At 71.7% G+C, this 15,101-nt stretch carries 17 protein-coding genes and 1 tRNA gene; 6 read left to right on the plus strand and 12 right to left on the minus strand.

Annotation, left to right across the window (positions count from 1 at the left end):
- Nucleotides 1-50: 50 nt before the first annotated feature.
- Both ASG05_RS04570 and ASG05_RS04575 read right to left on the minus strand, forming a co-directional pair.
- Nucleotides 51-1,199, minus strand: coding sequence for a Gfo/Idh/MocA family protein (locus tag ASG05_RS04570; protein WP_082486362.1), 1,149 nt, complete (start codon nucleotides 1,197-1,199; stop codon nucleotides 51-53).
- A complete protein-coding gene (locus ASG05_RS04575; protein WP_200936702.1) occupies nucleotides 1,196-1,939 on the minus strand; it encodes a sugar phosphate isomerase/epimerase in 744 nt (247 codons plus the stop codon). Before ASG05_RS04575 ends, ASG05_RS04570 begins: the two co-directional genes overlap by 4 nt.
- 217 nt (nucleotides 1,940-2,156) lie before the next feature.
- Between ASG05_RS04575 and ASG05_RS04580 the strand changes: the two genes are divergently transcribed.
- Nucleotides 2,157-3,347: an ROK family transcriptional regulator gene (locus tag ASG05_RS04580; protein ID WP_056257776.1), complete on the plus strand. Its 1,191-nt coding sequence runs from the start codon at nucleotides 2,157-2,159 to the stop codon at nucleotides 3,345-3,347.
- A gap of 86 nt (nucleotides 3,348-3,433) precedes the next feature.
- Nucleotides 3,434-4,174 carry a YqaJ viral recombinase family protein gene (locus tag ASG05_RS04585; protein WP_369814031.1) on the plus strand — a complete coding sequence of 247 codons (741 nt, stop codon included), beginning with the start codon at nucleotides 3,434-3,436 and terminating at the stop codon, nucleotides 4,172-4,174.
- Between the two features lie 14 nt (nucleotides 4,175-4,188).
- On the opposite strand, the gene ASG05_RS04590 is transcribed toward ASG05_RS04585, so the two are convergent.
- A complete protein-coding gene (locus ASG05_RS04590; RefSeq protein ID WP_056257779.1) occupies nucleotides 4,189-4,827 on the minus strand; it encodes a Pr6Pr family membrane protein in 639 nt (212 codons plus the stop codon).
- A 158-nt stretch (nucleotides 4,828-4,985) separates the two neighbouring features.
- Here ASG05_RS04590 and ASG05_RS04595 point away from each other — a divergent pair, with 158 nt between their 5' ends.
- Nucleotides 4,986-5,939 carry an NADP-dependent oxidoreductase gene (locus ASG05_RS04595; RefSeq protein ID WP_235491386.1) on the plus strand — a complete coding sequence of 318 codons (954 nt, stop codon included), beginning with the start codon at nucleotides 4,986-4,988 and terminating at the stop codon, nucleotides 5,937-5,939.
- A gap of 40 nt (nucleotides 5,940-5,979) precedes the next feature.
- Here ASG05_RS04595 and ASG05_RS04600 read toward each other — a convergent pair whose 3' ends face one another.
- The 6 genes from ASG05_RS04600 to ASG05_RS04625 form a co-directional block, all read right to left on the minus strand.
- Nucleotides 5,980-6,519: a GNAT family N-acetyltransferase gene (locus tag ASG05_RS04600; protein WP_056257784.1), complete on the minus strand. Its 540-nt coding sequence runs from the start codon at nucleotides 6,517-6,519 to the stop codon at nucleotides 5,980-5,982.
- A gap of 135 nt (nucleotides 6,520-6,654) precedes the next feature.
- Complete coding sequence (gene rplA, locus ASG05_RS04605; protein WP_043592944.1) at nucleotides 6,655-7,344, minus strand: 50S ribosomal protein L1; 690 nt, start codon at nucleotides 7,342-7,344, stop codon at nucleotides 6,655-6,657.
- Between the two features lie 100 nt (nucleotides 7,345-7,444).
- Nucleotides 7,445-7,876 (minus strand): 50S ribosomal protein L11, encoded by a 432-nt coding sequence (gene rplK / locus ASG05_RS04610; RefSeq protein WP_043592945.1) that lies wholly within the window; start codon nucleotides 7,874-7,876, stop codon nucleotides 7,445-7,447.
- A gap of 111 nt (nucleotides 7,877-7,987) precedes the next feature.
- On the minus strand, nucleotides 7,988-9,190 hold the full coding sequence (gene nusG / locus ASG05_RS04615; protein ID WP_056257788.1) for a transcription termination/antitermination protein NusG: 1,203 nt from the start codon (nucleotides 9,188-9,190) through the stop codon (nucleotides 7,988-7,990).
- A gap of 97 nt (nucleotides 9,191-9,287) precedes the next feature.
- Nucleotides 9,288-9,569, minus strand: coding sequence for a preprotein translocase subunit SecE (secE, locus tag ASG05_RS04620; RefSeq protein WP_056257792.1), 282 nt, complete (start codon nucleotides 9,567-9,569; stop codon nucleotides 9,288-9,290).
- Between the two features lie 84 nt (nucleotides 9,570-9,653).
- Nucleotides 9,654-9,726 (minus strand) — tRNA-Trp (locus ASG05_RS04625).
- A 232-nt stretch (nucleotides 9,727-9,958) separates the two neighbouring features.
- On the opposite strand from ASG05_RS04625, the gene ASG05_RS04630 reads away from it, so the two are divergent.
- The 3 genes from ASG05_RS04630 to ASG05_RS04640 all read left to right on the plus strand — a co-directional run bounded on the left by ASG05_RS04630 (nucleotide 9,959) and on the right by ASG05_RS04640 (nucleotide 13,007).
- Nucleotides 9,959-11,161: a pyridoxal phosphate-dependent aminotransferase gene (locus tag ASG05_RS04630; protein ID WP_235491387.1), complete on the plus strand. Its 1,203-nt coding sequence runs from the start codon at nucleotides 9,959-9,961 to the stop codon at nucleotides 11,159-11,161.
- A gap of 119 nt (nucleotides 11,162-11,280) precedes the next feature.
- A complete protein-coding gene (locus ASG05_RS04635; RefSeq protein WP_056257795.1) occupies nucleotides 11,281-12,201 on the plus strand; it encodes an ABC transporter ATP-binding protein in 921 nt (306 codons plus the stop codon).
- Nucleotides 12,198-13,007, plus strand: coding sequence for an ABC transporter permease (locus tag ASG05_RS04640; RefSeq protein ID WP_056257797.1), 810 nt, complete (start codon nucleotides 12,198-12,200; stop codon nucleotides 13,005-13,007). The genes ASG05_RS04635 and ASG05_RS04640 overlap by 4 nt, the downstream gene beginning before the upstream one ends.
- Nucleotides 13,008-13,038: 31 nt before the next feature.
- On the opposite strand, the gene ASG05_RS04645 is transcribed toward ASG05_RS04640, so the two are convergent.
- The 3 genes from ASG05_RS04645 to ASG05_RS04655 are packed head-to-tail and all read right to left on the minus strand — an operon-like array spanning nucleotide 13,039 to nucleotide 15,013.
- A complete protein-coding gene (locus ASG05_RS04645) occupies nucleotides 13,039-14,130 on the minus strand; it encodes a UDP-N-acetylmuramate dehydrogenase (protein ID WP_255354540.1) in 1,092 nt (363 codons plus the stop codon).
- Entirely contained in the window at nucleotides 14,127-14,558 is a 432-nt protein-coding gene (locus ASG05_RS04650) for a MaoC/PaaZ C-terminal domain-containing protein (protein WP_056257800.1), read from the minus strand. Before ASG05_RS04650 ends, ASG05_RS04645 begins: the two co-directional genes overlap by 4 nt.
- Entirely contained in the window at nucleotides 14,555-15,013 is a 459-nt protein-coding gene (locus tag ASG05_RS04655) for a MaoC family dehydratase N-terminal domain-containing protein (protein ID WP_056257803.1), read from the minus strand. The genes ASG05_RS04650 and ASG05_RS04655 overlap by 4 nt, the downstream gene beginning before the upstream one ends.
- Nucleotides 15,014-15,101 lie beyond the last annotated feature (88 nt).

Here is a 15,101-nt window from a genome sequence, read left to right on the forward strand (position 1 = left end):
GGTGAGGAGGCGCGGTGCCGGCGTCGAGGAGGCGCCGGCACCGCACCGGGTCAGCCGAGGGTCGGGACGGAGGGGTCCCAGCTCTCGGGCAGTTCGGGCGTCGGCTCGAGCGTCGACTCGACGCGGACGCTCTCGTCGCGCTCGGCGGACTCGGCGAGCGACACCATGACGTCGAGGACGTGGAAGGCGAGCTCGCCGGGCACGCGCTCGCGGCGGCCCTCACGGATCGCCTGGGCGAGCTCGGCGACGCCGGTGCCGCGCGTGAAGGTCGAGCCCGTCGCGGCGACGACGGCCGGTTCGTCGGTGCCGGTGTGGACGGTCGTGTCGCCCTCGAACTCGTTCGGGTCGGGGAACACCGCCGTGCCCTCGGTGCCGGCGATCTCGACGAAGCCGGCCCGGGCGAGCTTCGAGTCGAAGCTGAAGACGGCTTGGGCGCTCGCCCCGCTCTCGAACTGCAGCAGGGCGCTGACGTGCGTCGGCACCTCGACGGGGAACACCGTGCCGGCCTTCGGGCCCGAGCCGATCACGCGGCTGTCCCGCGCCTTCGAGGCCGTGGCCGTGACCTTGGCAACGGGCCCGAAGACCTGCACCAGCGTGGTCAGGTAGTACGGGCCGACGTCGAACATGGGGCCGGCGCCGTGGGCGAACAAGAACTCGGGGCTCGGGTGCCACGACTCGGGCCCGGGCACCTGGAAGAGCGCCAGTCCGGTCAGCGGGGTGCCGATGTCGCCGCGCGCGACGACGCGGAGGCCCGTCTGCAGCCCGGCGCCGAGGAAGGTGTCGGGGGCGACGGCCACCCGGACGCCGGCCTCCTTCGCCGCGGCGAGCAGGCGTGCGCCGCTCTCACGGTCGAGCGCGTAGGGCTTCTCGCCCCAGACGTGCTTGCCCGCGGCCACGGCCTTCAGGGCGACCTCGACGTGGGCCGCGGGGATCGTCAGGTTGACGACGATCTCGACGTCGTCGAGGGCGAGCAGCTCGTCGACCGTGCCGCTGCCGGGGACGCCCCACTTCTCGGCCTGGGCCGCCGCGCGGTCCTGGTCGATGTCGGCGACGAACAGCACCTTCAGGTCGGGGAACCGCGTCAGGTTGCCGAGGTACTGGTCGCTGATCACGCCGGCGCCGATGACGCCGACGCCGACCGGGCCGGTCTTGCCGTCGGAGGCGACGGCGGGCCGGGAGGCGGTGGTCACATCGCTCACGCGCGCACCCCCTGCAAGAACTCGAGGCTGTCGGCCAGCGCGGTGAACACGTCGCCCGCGTGGTCGTCGAGTTCGACGACCGGCGTGGCCTGGCGGGCGGCCTGGAGGATGTCGCGGACCGGCATCGAACCGCGCCCCACGGCGACCTGCTCGACGTCGTTCTTGTTCTTCGGGCCGTCCTTGACGTGCAGGAACTGCACCTTGTCGCCCAGGCGGGCCAGCAGTTCGGCCGCGTCGACGCCGCCGACCTCGACCCAGTAGGTGTCGATCTCGAGCACGACGTTCGCGGGCAGGGCCGCGGCGAACACCTCGAGGGCAGGGGTGCCGTCGATCAGGTTCTCGAGCTCGAAGGCGTGGTTGTGGTAGCCGATCCTCAGATCGTGGGCGGCGGCCGCGTCGGCGATCTCGCCGAGTTCCGCGGCGATCGCCTCGACGTCCTCGCGGGTGACCCAGCGGGTCTCGTCGATGTGCGGGTCGATGATCGTGCCGACGCCGAGACGGGTGGCGGCGGCGAAGATCGGTTCGAGGTCCTTGCCGATCAGGCCGACGTGCGCGCTCGGCGCGGTGAGCCCGGCGGCCGGCAGGGCCTCGGCGTACTCGTCGACGCGGTCGACGAAGGCGTAGGGCTCGACCTGGGTGTAGCCGAGGTCGGCGATGCGCTGCAGGGTGCCGGGCAGGTCGGCGGCGATGGCGTCTCTGACCGTGTAGAGCTGGACCGAGATCGGGCTTGCGGTGGTCACCAGGGGTGTCTCCTCTTCCGAGTGGATGTGCGGCGGTGACGGGCACCGTCGGGGACTCTCTGCGGTCGAGCCGTCGACCGGTCACCCCCGGAAGAGTGGCGGTCGGCGTCGACCGAGACTCACCATAGGACCGCTTCTGTCGACCCGCAAGCAAAAGTCGCCGTTTTCTCGGCGGGGTTCTCTCGGACGTCGCCGAGGCCTGTGGTTTACTGCTGCCATGTCCGACACGACGCGGTCGTCTGCCCTCGGCAGCACCGGAGCCAGCGAGATCTTCCAGCTGCTCCGCGACGGCGCACCGCGCACCCGGGCCGAGCTGGCGGCGATGACCGGCCTCGCCCGGTCGACCATCGGCCTGCGCCTCGACGTCCTCGCCGAGCTCGGTCTCGTCGGCCCCTTCGCCGACGCCGTCTCGACGGGCGGCCGACCGCCCTCGCGGGTCGCCCTCATCCCCTCGGCCCGCGTCGTCCTCGCCGCCGACTTCGGCGCCGGCCACGTCAACCTCGCCCTCACCGACCTCATGGGCGTCGAGTTGACCAGCGACCGCAGCCTGATCGACATCGCCGACGGCCCCGAGACCACGCTGGGCGGCATGGTCACCGGAGCCGACGCATTGCTCGACCGGCTGGGACGCACCCGCGACGACCTCATCGGCGTCGGCATCGGCCTGCCCGGCCCCGTCCAGTTCGGCACGGGCCGACCGGTCAACCCGCCGATCATGCCCGGCTGGGACGGCTTCGACGTGCCGGGCTGGGTGCGCCGCCACCTCGACGTGCCCGTCCTCGTCGACAACGACGTCAACATCATGGCCCTCGGCGAGCGCAGCCATGCCTGGCCGAGCACCGACCACTTCCTGTTCGTCAAGGTGGCGACCGGCATCGGTTCGGGCATCATCTCGGGCGGCCGCCTGCAGCGGGGGGCCCAGGGCATCGCGGGCGACATCGGCCACGTGCAGATCCCGCGCGGGGCCGGGGTCGTCTGCCACTGCGGCAACGTCGGCTGCCTCGAGGCCGTCGCCTCGGGCCCGGCCCTCGCCGCCTCGCTGAGGGCCCTGGGCCACGACTGCGAGGGCGGACGCCAGGTCGTCGAACTCGTCCGCACGGGCAACCTCGACGCGGTGCAGGCCGTGCGGCAGGCCGGACGCGACCTCGGCGAGGTGCTCACGGCCTGCGTCAACATGATCAACCCGTCGGTCATCGCGATCGGCGGCTCGATGGCCCAGGCCGGCGAACACCTCCTGGCGGGCGTCCGCGAGGTCGTCTACCAGCGCTCGATGCCGCTTGCGACCGAGCACCTGAGCATCGTCCCGTCGCGGGCGGGCGACCGGGCCGGCCTCATGGGCGCCAGCATGCTCGCCATCCACCACGCGCTCTCCCCCGCCGCCATCGACGAGCTCGCGGCCGCGGTCTGACCATCGGTGCCCGGCGCGCCACCCGTCCGCGACACGGGGAGGCGCGGGTGTCGTCCTCGCGCCCGTCACGAGGGACAATGGTCACCATGACCGTCGTCCAGCCCATGCTCGCCCTGTGGGACGACGACGAGCCGACGACCCCCGCCGCGCCTCCTGCGCACCTGTCCCGGGTGCTCGCGGACTCCTCCGACCGCATCGCCTGGCTGCGGGCCCGCAGCCAGGGCATCACGGCCACCGACGTCGCCCGGCTCTCGAGCCCCCGCGCCGTGCAGGCCGTCGTGCTCGACAAGCTCTACGGCAACGGCTTCGGCGGCAACGCCTACACCGACCACGGCCGGGCACGCGAGCCCGAGATCGCCCGGTGGGTGCTGCAGCGCCACGGCATCGAGGCCAGCCAGAAGCTCTTCCACGCCTCCGGCCAGCCGCGGCACCTGGCCACGCCCGACGGGGTGACCGTCCGCGCCGACGGCACCGTCGAGCTCTGCGAGATCAAGACGACGAAGAAGGCCTGGTCGTCGATCCCCCGCTCGTACCTGCGCCAGGTCGCCTGGCAGCAGTACGTGCTCGGGGCCGAACGCACGCTCGTGGTGTGGGAGCAACACGCGGACTTCGTGCCCGTCCACGGCGACCCGCAGTGCCGTTGGGTCGAACGCGACGAGGACGAGATCCACCGCCTGGTGGCCCTCGCCGACCAGGTGCTCGACACGCTCGCCCGGCAGGCCCCCGTCGACCCGTTCGCCCCGGGCGGACGGGCGTCGACGTCGGCACCGCCGCCGTTCGACGCCTACGAGGCCTACGAACCGCCTCCGTACGACCCGCTGCGCTGAGACCTGCGGCCCGGTCAGGTGCCGTGCGGGGGCGCCGGACGATCGGGGTCGAGCAGCCTCAGGCGTGAGGCCGCCACGACGAGGGCACCGATCACGCCGACCGCGACGGTGATGCCGACGCACCAGAGGGCGACGGCGCCACCGCCGAGCGTCGCCACGTCCAAGAACGGGTACGGCACGAAGTCCGCGCCCCGGGCCAGGACGACGACCACCCAGACCAGCGGGAACGCCAAGAACTGCCACACCCGGCGCCACGGCTGGCGGTCGCGGTCGGCGAACACGACCCAGTCGAGCACGACGTACAGCGGGATCACGCGGTGGAACACGTCGCTCGCCCAGCCGAGCGTGTAGGGGTCGGTGGAGGGCATGCCGGCCAGGACCAGGTTGAAGACCAGCCCGGTCAGGGCGATGTAGGTGGTCGCTCCGGCGCGCAGCGCGACGGTCCACCGGGGCGGCGGCGTCCGGCGCAGGACCGTGAAGGCCCCGACCAGCAGGGCGAGCAGCACGATCAGGTTGCTCTGGATCGTGAAGTAGCCGAAGAAGTCGACGAAGCGGTACCCGGGGTCGCGCAGGCTGTTCTCCCACTGGCTGACGACCGCCACGAGGACCGCCACGGCCGCGGCGACGCGCAGGACCGCGACCGTTGCTCTCATGTGCCCACCGTACCCATCGTTTCCCGGTCGGTGACACCCGCGAAACACGGGTGACTCATGCGTCCCGTTGACTGGCGTCACCACCGCGCCGGAGCCACGGCGCACCGAGCCGACAGGGGCCGACGATGCACACGACGACGCACACCACGATGCGTGCCATGGTGATCGAGAGGACCGGGGGGCCCGAGCAGCTCGTCGCCGCCGACGTGCCCTACCCGCAGCGGGTGAACGCCGAGGTGCTCGTGCGCGTCGTCGCCGCGGGCGTCAACCGGTTCGACCTCGAGACCCGCGCCGGGCGGGGCGACAGCGACGCCATCCCGTCGTTCCCGGCCGTGCTCGGTCACGACTTCAGCGGCGTCGTCGTCGAGACGCCGTACGCGGCCCACCCGCTGCGCCGCGGTGACGCGGTCTACGGCATGGCTCCGTGCCCGCGCTCGGGCGGCAGCTACGCCGAGTACATCAGCGTCCCGTCGCTGTCGGTGGCCCGGAAGCCCGCCGCACTGTCGCACGTCGAGGCGGCCGCCGTGCCCCTGGCGGCACTCACCGCGTGGGGCATGGTCGTCGACGTCGCCAAGGCCCACGAGGGGCAGCGCCTGCTGATCAACGCCGGGGCCGGCGGCGTGGGGCACTTCGCCGTGCAGTTCGCCTCGTACTTCGGCGCGCACGTCGTCGCGACCGGCTCGCACGCGAACTCGGCCTGGTTGCGAGAGCTCGGGGCCGCCGAGGTCGTCGACTACGGCGCCGCCGACGTCGACCGCAGCATCCGCCAGGTCGACGTCGTCATCAACCTGCTCGACGACGACGCCGAGGCCGACCGTGCGCTGCGGCTGCTGCGGCCCGGCGGGCTGGCCGTCCACGCCCCGATGGCCTCCGGTGCCGCGTTCGCCGAGAAGGCGGCCCGGGCCGGCATCCGTTCGACGGGGTTCGCGGTCTCGCCGGACGGCGCGACCCTGGCGATCATCTCGAGGCTGCTCGACTCGGGCGACGTGCGCGTCTACGTCGACGAGGTCTACGACCTGGCCGACGCGTGCGAGGCCCACACGCGCCTCGAGCGGTCGCACACCCGCGGCAAGCTCGTCCTGCGCGTCGCCGACGACACCGAGGCCGCCTGACGCGTCGGCCGCCTCACCCGCCGTGCCGACCCGGCGACGCCTACAGCCGCAGTTCGAGGACGAAGTCCTGCTGCAGGTCGTCGCCGAGGGCGAAGGTCTTCGTGCCGACGCGTTCGAGACCGTGCTTGGCGTAGAAGCGCAGCGCCCGTTCGTTTTGCTGGTTGACGCCCAGCCACACCGAGGAGGCGCCGGTCGCGCGGGCTGCCTCGACGGTCGCGGCCATCAGCGTCGAGGCCGCACCCGTGCCGTGACCCTGCGGCATGACGTAGAACTTGCTCAGCTCGACGGTGGGCCGCGACGCCACGACGGCCGAGACGTCGGCGTCGTCGGGGTCGCCGGTGACCATCATGCTGTAGCCGAGGGCGGCACCGGCGGCCGTGGGGTCGACGGCCAGCAGGACGATGCGCGACTCGTCGGCGAGGTACCGCGTGAAGGCCTCTTCCGAGAGCAGGGTCGTGACGACGCGGGCGATGTCGGCGAGGTCCGAGCCGGGCGGGCAGGCGAGGGGGAAGGTCACCGCTGCCACCTCGGCGAGCAGGGCGGCGTCGGACGGGGTGGCGGGGCGCACGGTGACGGTCATCTGCCCATGGTGCCCCACCCGCGCCTCCTCACCCGACCGGGTCGCCGCACGGTGGCACGGTGGGACGACGAAGGCCGCCCCACTCGAGAGTGGGACGGCCTACGGGCGACGCGAGGTCTTCGGGGTCGGGTGGACCTAGAAGACGTTGATGTCGAGGGGGATGCCGGGACCGAAGGTCGTCGACAGCGTGCCCTTGGTGATGTAGCGGCCCTTGGACGAGGACGGCTTCAGACGGACGACCTCTTCGAGGGCGGCGTCGAGGTTGGTGTTCAGCTGCTCTTCCGAGAAGCCGGCCTTGCCGATGACGAAGTGCACGTTGCTGTGCTTGTCGACACGGAACTCGATCTTTCCGCCCTTGATGTCGTTGACGGCCTGCGCGACGTTGGGGGTCACGGTGCCGGTCTTCGGGTTGGGCATGAGGCCACGGGGACCGAGCACCTTGCCGAGACGACCGACCTTGCCCATGAGCTCGGGGGTCGAGACGGCCGAGTCGAACGACGTGTAGCCGCCGGCGACCTTCTCGATGAGCTCGTCGCCACCGACCTCGTCGGCACCGGCCGCGATCGCGGCCTCGGCGGCGGCACCCGTCGCGAAGACGATGACGCGGGCGGTCTTGCCCGTGCCGTGCGGCAGGATGACGGTGCCGCGCACCATCTGGTCCGCCTTGCGGGGGTCGACGCCGAGCTTCAACGCGACCTCGACGGTCGAGTCGAACTTCTTCGAGCCGGTCTCGCGAGCGACGGCGACGGCCTCGCTGGTGCTGTAGAACTTGCCTGCCTCGATCTTCTCGGCAGCGGCGCGGTACGCCTTGGACTTCTGAGCCATGTTGGACCTCTTCGTACTGGGGACGTGGTTGCGAGCCTGGCCGGCTCTCCCACTGATGTCAGGGTCGTGCAGGCGGGTCGCCTGCACGGAGGAGTGCTGCTTAGGCGTCGACCGTGATGCCCATGGAGCGGGCGGTGCCGGCGATGATCTTCGCCGCGGCGTCGATGTCGTTGGCGTTCAGGTCGGCCTGCTTGGTCGTCGCGATCTCGCGCACCTGGTCCATGGTCAGCTTGCCGACCTTGGTGGTGTGCGGGGTACCCGAACCCTTGGCGACGCCGGCAGCCTTCTTGATGAGCTCGGCGGCGGGCGGGGTCTTCAGGATGAACGTGAACGAGCGGTCTTCGTAGACCGTGATCTCGACGGGGACGACGTTGCCGCGCTGCGACTCGGTCGCTGCGTTGTACGCCTTGCAGAACTCCATGATGTTCACGCCGTGCTGACCCAGGGCCGGGCCGATGGGCGGGGCGGGGTTCGCGGCGCCGGCGTTGATCTGAAGCTTGATCAGACCCGTGACCTTCTTTTTCGGTGCCATTGTTCTTTTCCTTCTTGTGGGGTTCGAGCCGATCGCGGTCGCGACCTGCTCTCCCGGTGGTCCGCGGCGCGGACTCCGGTGATCTGAAAACCTGTGGGGGGTGTCTGCCTGCTAGAGCTTCGTCACCTGGTCGAAGCTGAGCTCGACCGGCGTCTCGCGCTCGAACAGCGAGACCAGCACGGTGAGCTTGCCGCTCTCGGGCTTGATCTCGTTGATCGTACCGGGAAGTCCGGCGAACGACCCCTCTTTGATCGTGATCGTCTCGCCGATCTCGAAGTCGACCTCGGCCGGGATGACGCGCTGGGCCTGCTTGCCGCCCTTGGCGCCACCCTTGGCCGGAGCCGGGGTGGTGTCGACCTGGACGAGGCTCTTCAGCATGTTGAAGGCCTCTTCGAAACGCAGCGGCGTGGGGTTGTGGGCGTTGCCCACGAAGCCCGTGACGCCCGGAGTGTGACGGACGACCGACCAGCTGTCCTCGTTGAGGTCGAGGCGGACGAGCACGTAGCCGGGGATGCGCACGCGGGTGACGAGCTTGCGCTGACCGTTCTTGATCTCGACGACGTCCTCCATCGGGACCTCGACCTGGTAGATGTAGTCCTCCATGGTCATGGAGACCATGCGGTTCTCGATGTTCTGCTTCACGCGACGCTCGAAGCCGGCGTACGAGTGGATGACGTACCACTTGCCGGGCTTGCCGCGCAGCTCGTAGCGGAAGGCCTCGTACGGGTCGACCTCGGCGGGCTCGTCGTCCTCGACCTCGGTGGCGGACACGTCGACGTCGACGTCGTCGTGCGCGATCTCGGCGTCGGCGTCCTGGACGGACTGCTCGGCCTCGGGCAGCACGGCGTCGGCGTCGGCCGCGGTGGCGTCGCCCTCGTCGGTGGCGTCGCCCTCGTCGGTGGCGTCGCCCTCGTCGGTGGCCTGGACGGACTGCTCGGCCTCGGCGATGACTGCGTTCGCCGCAGTGGCATCACCCTCGTCGGCGGCCTGCTCGGCCTCGGAGTCGGCCTCGTCGTCGGTCGCCTCGACGGCGGCCTCGGCCTCGAACTCGTCGTCGATGTCGAGGGCGTCGTCGACGATCGCGTCGGCCTCGGGGTCGCGGGCCTCGGCGAGCGTGTCGAGCAGGCCGTCGAGGTCGCTCGTGTCGGTCGACCCGGCGTCGCCCTCGTCGACGATCGAGAGGGCCTCGGTCTCGGCGGGCTCGACGGCGTCCTCGTCGGCGGCCAGCGTGCCGCCCTCTTGGGCCTCTTCGACCTCGGAGGACTGCTCGGCAGCGGTGGCGAGGTCGATGTCGTCGCGCTCGTTGTCAGGCAATGGTTCTTCTTTCGATCGGGGTTGTCGGGTGCTCGTGCACGGTGGCACGGGCCCCGGTCGCACGTGGTGCTCGGGATGTCGCGCCGGCGGCTCGACGTCAGCTGCCGGTCGGACCGTTGCCGAAGACGTACCCGACGCCGGTGCCGAACACCAGGTCGAGCAGCGAGACGAGGGCCATCATGATGACCACGAAGACCAGCACGACGCCGGTGTAGCTGAACAGCTCTTTGCGGGTCGGGGTGACGACCTTTTTGAGCTCGGCGATCACCTGGCGGATGAACAGCGCGACGCGGGCGAAGGGGCTACGGCGCGTCGCGCTGTCGCTCTTCGCCTTGTCGACGACGTCTTCACTGGGGACGTCAACGTCTTTTCTCGCCACTGTTCCGACCTTCCGAGCTCGGCCCGTGGGCCTGTGTCCGTATCTGTGTGTGATCACCGTGTCATGAGGAACACAGCCGGGCTGCAGGGCGGACAGGACTCGAACCTGCAACCTGCGGTTTTGGAGACCGCTGCTCTACCAATTGAGCCACCGCCCTAGGGGATCGACGCCGTCCAGATGACCTCTCGGTCGACCCCGTGGGGCCTGCCTCTCGCCGCCGGTCGTTGGTGAACCGGACTGCAGAGGCGCGCTGAAGCTTGGCGCATTCGATCGCCTCGTCAAGTGTAGGCGAAGCGGCGGGCCGGTGCAAAGCCACGCGGTGACCGGTGGTCGGACGCGGTCGCTCGCCACCCGCCCGACGAGGGGACTCCCCCGCTAGGCTCGTCCCCGTGACCCCGACCGTGCGCCGTCTCTCGTCCCGTATCTCGTCGATCGCCGAATCGGCCACGCTGGCCGTCGACGCGAAGGCCAAGTCGCTGCTGGCCGAGGGCCGCCCGATCATCAGCTACGGCCCCGGCGAACCGAACTTCCCCACCCCCGACCACATCGTCGAGGCGGCGGTCGTCGCCGCCCGCGACCCGCGCAACCACCGCTACTCGGCGGCGGCCGGCCTGCTCGAGCTGCGCGAGGCGATCGTCGAGAAGACCCTGCGCGACAGCGGCACGCAGGCGTCGACCTCGCAGGTCATCGTCACGAACGGTGGCAAGCAGGCCGTCTACCAGGCGTTCCAGGCCCTGCTCGACGACGGCGACGAGGCCCTGCTGCCCGCGCCGTACTGGACGACCTACCCCGAGGCCATCGCCCTCGCCGGCGGTGTGACGGTCGAGGTCTTCGCCGGCGCCGACCAGGGCTACAAGGTCACCGTCGAGCAGCTCGAGGCCGCACGCACCGAGCGCACCAAGGTGCTGCTGTTCTGCTCGCCGTCGAACCCCACCGGCGCGGTGTACTCGCCCGACGAGGTCGAGGCGATCGGACGCTGGGCGCTCGAGGCCGGCGTCTGGGTGATCACCGACGAGATCTACCAGAACCTCACCTACGACGGCGTCACGGCGACGTCGATCACCCAGGCCGTGCCCGAGCTGGCCGACCAGGCGATCCTCGTGAACGGCGTCGCCAAGACCTACGCGATGACCGGTTGGCGCGTCGGGTGGATGGTCGGTCCGACCGACGTGATCAAGGGCGCCGCGAACCTCCAGTCGCACCTCACCTCGAACGTCTCGAACGTGTCGCAGCGCGCGGCCCTCGCCGCGCTCACCGGCCCGCAGGACGAGGTCGAGGCCATGCGCGTCGCCTTCGACGCCCGCCGCAGCACGATCGTGCGCGAGCTCAACCGCATCGACGGCGTCGTCACGCCCACCCCCGAGGGGGCCTTCTACGTCTACCCCGACGTGCAGGGCCTGCTCGGGCGCGAGTGGGGCGGCGTCACGCCCACCACCTCGCTCGAGCTCGCCGACCTGATCCTCGAGCAGGCCGACGTGGCGACCGTGCCCGGCGAGGCGTTCGGCCCGAGCGGCTACCTCCGCCTGTCGTACGCGCTGAGCGACGACGAACTGCTCGAGGGCGTGCAGCGCCTCCAGCGCCTGTTCTCGTGACCGCGACCCGTCCGCGGGTCCGCGATCGCGCCTCCTGAGGGCGGGGTCCACCGATCGGTGGACCCACCCTCGACCGGTCGGGCCTGGTGCGCGCGGCCCCGACGGCGCACGCTGGTCCCATGACACCCGAGCCCGTCGTGCGAGTGCGCGACCTCACCAAGTCCTACGGCACCACCAGGGCCCTGCACGGCCTCTCGTTCGACGTCGCCGCGGGTGAGACCCTCGGCCTGCTCGGGCCGAACGGTGCCGGAAAGTCGACCACCATCGAGATCCTCGAGGGCTACCGCGACCGGTCCGGCGGCGAGGTGTCGGTGCTCGGCGTCGACCCGCAGCACGGAGGCCTCGACTGGAAGGCGCGGCTCGGCATCGTGCTGCAGACCTCGGGCGAGCAGGGCACGGCCACGGTGCGGGAGCAGGTCGCCCACTTCGCCGGCTTCTACCCGAACCCCCGCGACGTCGACGAGGTGATCGCGGCCGTCGGCCTCGAGGCGAAGGCGGGTGCGCGCATCCGCTCGTTGTCCGGCGGGCAGCGGCGTCGCGTCGACGTGGCGCTGGGCGTCGTGGGCGGCCCCGAGCTGCTCTTCCTCGACGAGCCGACCACGGGCTTCGACCCCGAGGCCCGGCGGCAGTTCTGGCAGCTCATCCGGTCGCTCTCGGCCGACGGCACGAGCATCGTCCTCACCACGCACTACCTCGACGAGGCCGCCCAGCTGAGCGACCGCGTCGCCGTCGTCGCCCGGGGCCGTCTCGTCGCCGAGGGGCGACCCGACGAACTCGGGGACGAGGAGGCGCGCACGCCCCGCGTCACCTGGGTCGACGAGCACGGACGGCACGACGTCCGCACCTCCGAGCCGGGCGCCGTCGTCGCCCGCCTGCACGCCGAGCTCGGCGAGCCCCGCTCGCTCGAGGTGATCAGGCCGTCGCTCGAGGACGTGTACCTCGGGCTCGTCGCCGCCGCCGAGCAGGAGGCGGACGGGACCCCGGACGCGACCGGCGCCGGTGACGGGCACCGCGCCTCCTCGTCCGGGGTGACCTCGTGAGGACGCTGGCGCTCGGGCTGAGCCGGACGCGCTACGAGGTGCGGGGGTACTTCCGCGCCGGCGACACCGTCTTCTTCACGTTCTTGTTCCCCGTGGTGATGCTGGCGATCTTCTCGACGGCGTTCAGCGCGTCGGGCTCGTTCGGCACCCGGCCGGACGGCACCGAGGTGGGGGCCGCCGCGTTCTACCTGCCGGGCATGATCGCCGCGGGCATCCTCTTGTCGGGCGTGCAGAACCTCGCCGTCGACATCGCCCTCGAGCGGGGAGACGGCACCCTCAAGCGGCTCTCGGGCACCCCGCTGCCGGTCGGGTCGTACTTCGTCGGCAAGTTCGGGCAGGTGCTCGTGACGAGCCTCCTGCAGGTGGGGCTGCTCGTGCTGGTGGCCCGCGTCCTGTTCGGGGTGCCGCTGCCGACCGAGGCGGGCTCGTGGCTGACGCTCGCCTGGGTCTATCTGCTCGGCATCGCGACGTCGGCCCTGGTCGGCATCGCCCTGTCGCGCGTGCCCCGCAGCGGCAAGAGCGCCACCGCCGTCATCGTGCCGATCACGCTGGTGCTGCAGTTCATCTCGGGGGTGTACCTGCCGTTCACGCAGCTGCCCGACTGGCTGCAGACCGTGGCCTCGGTGTTCCCGCTGAAGTGGCTGGCCCAGGGCATGCGCAGCGTCTTCCTGCCCGACACCTTCTCGGCGGCCGAGGCCGGTGGCTCGTGGGACCTGCCGGGCGTGGCCCTCTGGCTGGCGGTCTGGCTCGTCGCCGGGGCCGTCGCGTCGCTGCTGACCTTCCGCTGGATCAGGAAGGACTCGTGAGCCGCCCGGGGCGCCCCTGCCGTCGGGCGGCCTAGAGCGAGAGGCCGAGGAGGACGGGCTCGGGGTGCAGCAGCACGCCGAACTCGGACTGAACCCGCTGCTGCACGTAGCGCGCGAGCTCGGCGACCTCGTCACCCGTCGCACCCCCGCGGTTGGTCAGCGCCAACGTGTGCTTGCTCGAGACGGCGGCCCGTGACCCGGGCAGTCGGAAGCCCTTCGTCACGCCGGCGTGCTCGATCAGCCAGGCCGCGCTGAGCTTGACCTCGGCCGGGGCCCGCGGGGCCGGGGCGGCGGGCTCTTCGCCCAGCGGCACGACCCGACGCTCGGGCTCGGGGCCGGTCGGCCACCGGGGGGCGTCGCGCGGCAGGGTCGACGCGTCGGCCCGCGAGACGATCGGGTTGGTGAAGAACGAGCCGCTCGAGGCGGTGTCGCGGTCGTCCGGGTCGAGGACCATGCCCTTGGCGGCGCGCAGCGCGAGGACGCTCGAGCGCACGTCGGCGACCGAGACCCGGGCCCCGAGCTCGACGCCGAGGGCCTTCGCGAGCTGCGGATACGCGACCTGCTCGCTCGCGCCTCCGTCGTCGACGAGGGCGAACTCGACCGCGGTCACGACGCCGCGACGGCCCTTCTTGAACACGCTCGTCCGGTAGCCGAGGTCGAGGTTCGCGGCCGGGATGCGGACGAACTCGCCCGAGTCGTCGTCGAGGAAGTCCACAGCGACGAGGGTCGAGGCGACCTCTTGCCCGTAGGCGCCGATGTTCTGGATCGGCGACGCCCCCGTCGACCCCGGGATGCCGCTGAGGGCCTCGAGCCCCGACCAGCCCTGCTCGACCGTGAGGGCCACGAGGTCGTCCCACGGCTCGCCGGCGGCGACCCGCAGGTGCACGCGGTCGTCGTCGGAGTCGACGCGCTCCACGCCGCGGGTGGCGACGCGCACGACGGTGCCCTCGAACGGTTCGTCGGAGGCCACGGTGTTCGACCCGCCACCCAGCACGAACCAGGGGTCGTCGCCGAGCGAGGCCTCGCGGACGGCGGCCAGCAGTTCGTCGGTCGTCGTCGCCTCGACCAGGCGGGCGGGTTCGCCACCCACCTGCATCGTCGTGAGCTCGGCGAAGGTCGTCACGCCAGCGTCACCACGACCTGCGCCTTGCCGAGCACCGTCTGGCAGGCGGACGTGACGGTCAGGTCGACGCGGGCCGTGCGGGCCTCGTCGTCGAGCTTGCCGACCTTCGCGGTGACCACGATCTCGGCGCCGTCGGCCGGGTCGACCACGACGGGACGCGTGAACCGCACCTGGTAGTCGGACACCCAGCCGAGCACGCCGGCGTCGTCGCCGGCGCCCTCGAGCCACTCGACGACCGGTTGGACGGCGGTGCCCATCGTCAGCATGCCGTGGGCGAGCACGCCCGGCAGGCCGACGTCGGCGGCGACGTCGTCGCGGTAGTGGATGGGGTTGAAGTCACCCGAGGCGCCCGCGTACCGGACCAGCGAGTCGCGCGTCAGGGGGTAGGTCTTCTCGGCCACGACCTGGCCGACCTCGAGGGCGCTCACGCGGCGACCCCCTCGTCGGCGCGGACGACGAGCGTCGACACGGCCGTCACCACGTGCCGGCCCTCGGCGTCGCGCATGTCGGAGGACGCCGTCACCATCGCGTTGCCGCCGAGCGTCTTGACGCTCGTGACGGTCAGGGTGGCCGTCAGCTCGTCACCCGCGACGATCGGACGGGTCAGCGAGAAGCGCTGTTCGCCGTGCACCACGCGAGAGAAGTCGATGCCCGCGTCGGGCTCGGCGAGCAGCTGCGCGAGCGTGGCCTCTTGGACCACGACGGCGAAGGTCGGCGGCGCCACGACGTCGGCGTGGCCGGCCGCGCGGGCCGCCTCGACGTCGAACGACAGCGGGCTCGTCGAGCCGGTCGCGCGCGCGAACTCGCGCACCTTCTCTCGACCCACCAGGTAGGGCGGGACCGGCGGGAAGACCCGCCCTTGCAGCTCAGGGTTCACGGACACGCGGTCGAGTCTAACCAGCGGGGTACGACCACCGGCCCGGTGTCGGGGGCACGGCGTACGGTCACGGCATGAGCGACGCGAACATCGA

The sequence above is a fragment of the Frigoribacterium sp. Leaf186 genome, from assembly GCF_001423905.1.
In the GTDB taxonomy this organism is placed as follows: Bacteria; Actinomycetota; Actinomycetes; order Actinomycetales; family Microbacteriaceae; genus Frigoribacterium.

Coding starts and splice junctions, on each gene's coding strand:
- ASG05_RS04585 (WP_369814031.1), top strand. CDS start 3,434: ATGACCGTCGTCCAGCCCATGCTCGCCCTGTGGGACGACGACGAGCCG.
- ASG05_RS04590 (WP_056257779.1), bottom strand. CDS start 4,827: ATGAGAGCAACGGTCGCGGTCCTGCGCGTCGCCGCGGCCGTGGCGGTC.
- rplA (WP_043592944.1), bottom strand. CDS start 7,344: ATGGCTCAGAAGTCCAAGGCGTACCGCGCCGCTGCCGAGAAGATCGAG.
- ASG05_RS04580 (WP_056257776.1), top strand. CDS start 2,157: ATGTCCGACACGACGCGGTCGTCTGCCCTCGGCAGCACCGGAGCCAGC.
- ASG05_RS04600 (WP_056257784.1), bottom strand. CDS start 6,519: ATGACCGTCACCGTGCGCCCCGCCACCCCGTCCGACGCCGCCCTGCTC.
- ASG05_RS04595 (WP_235491386.1), top strand. CDS start 4,986: ATGGTGATCGAGAGGACCGGGGGGCCCGAGCAGCTCGTCGCCGCCGAC.
- ASG05_RS04635 (WP_056257795.1), top strand. CDS start 11,281: ATGACACCCGAGCCCGTCGTGCGAGTGCGCGACCTCACCAAGTCCTAC.
- rplK (WP_043592945.1), bottom strand. CDS start 7,876: ATGGCACCGAAAAAGAAGGTCACGGGTCTGATCAAGCTTCAGATCAAC.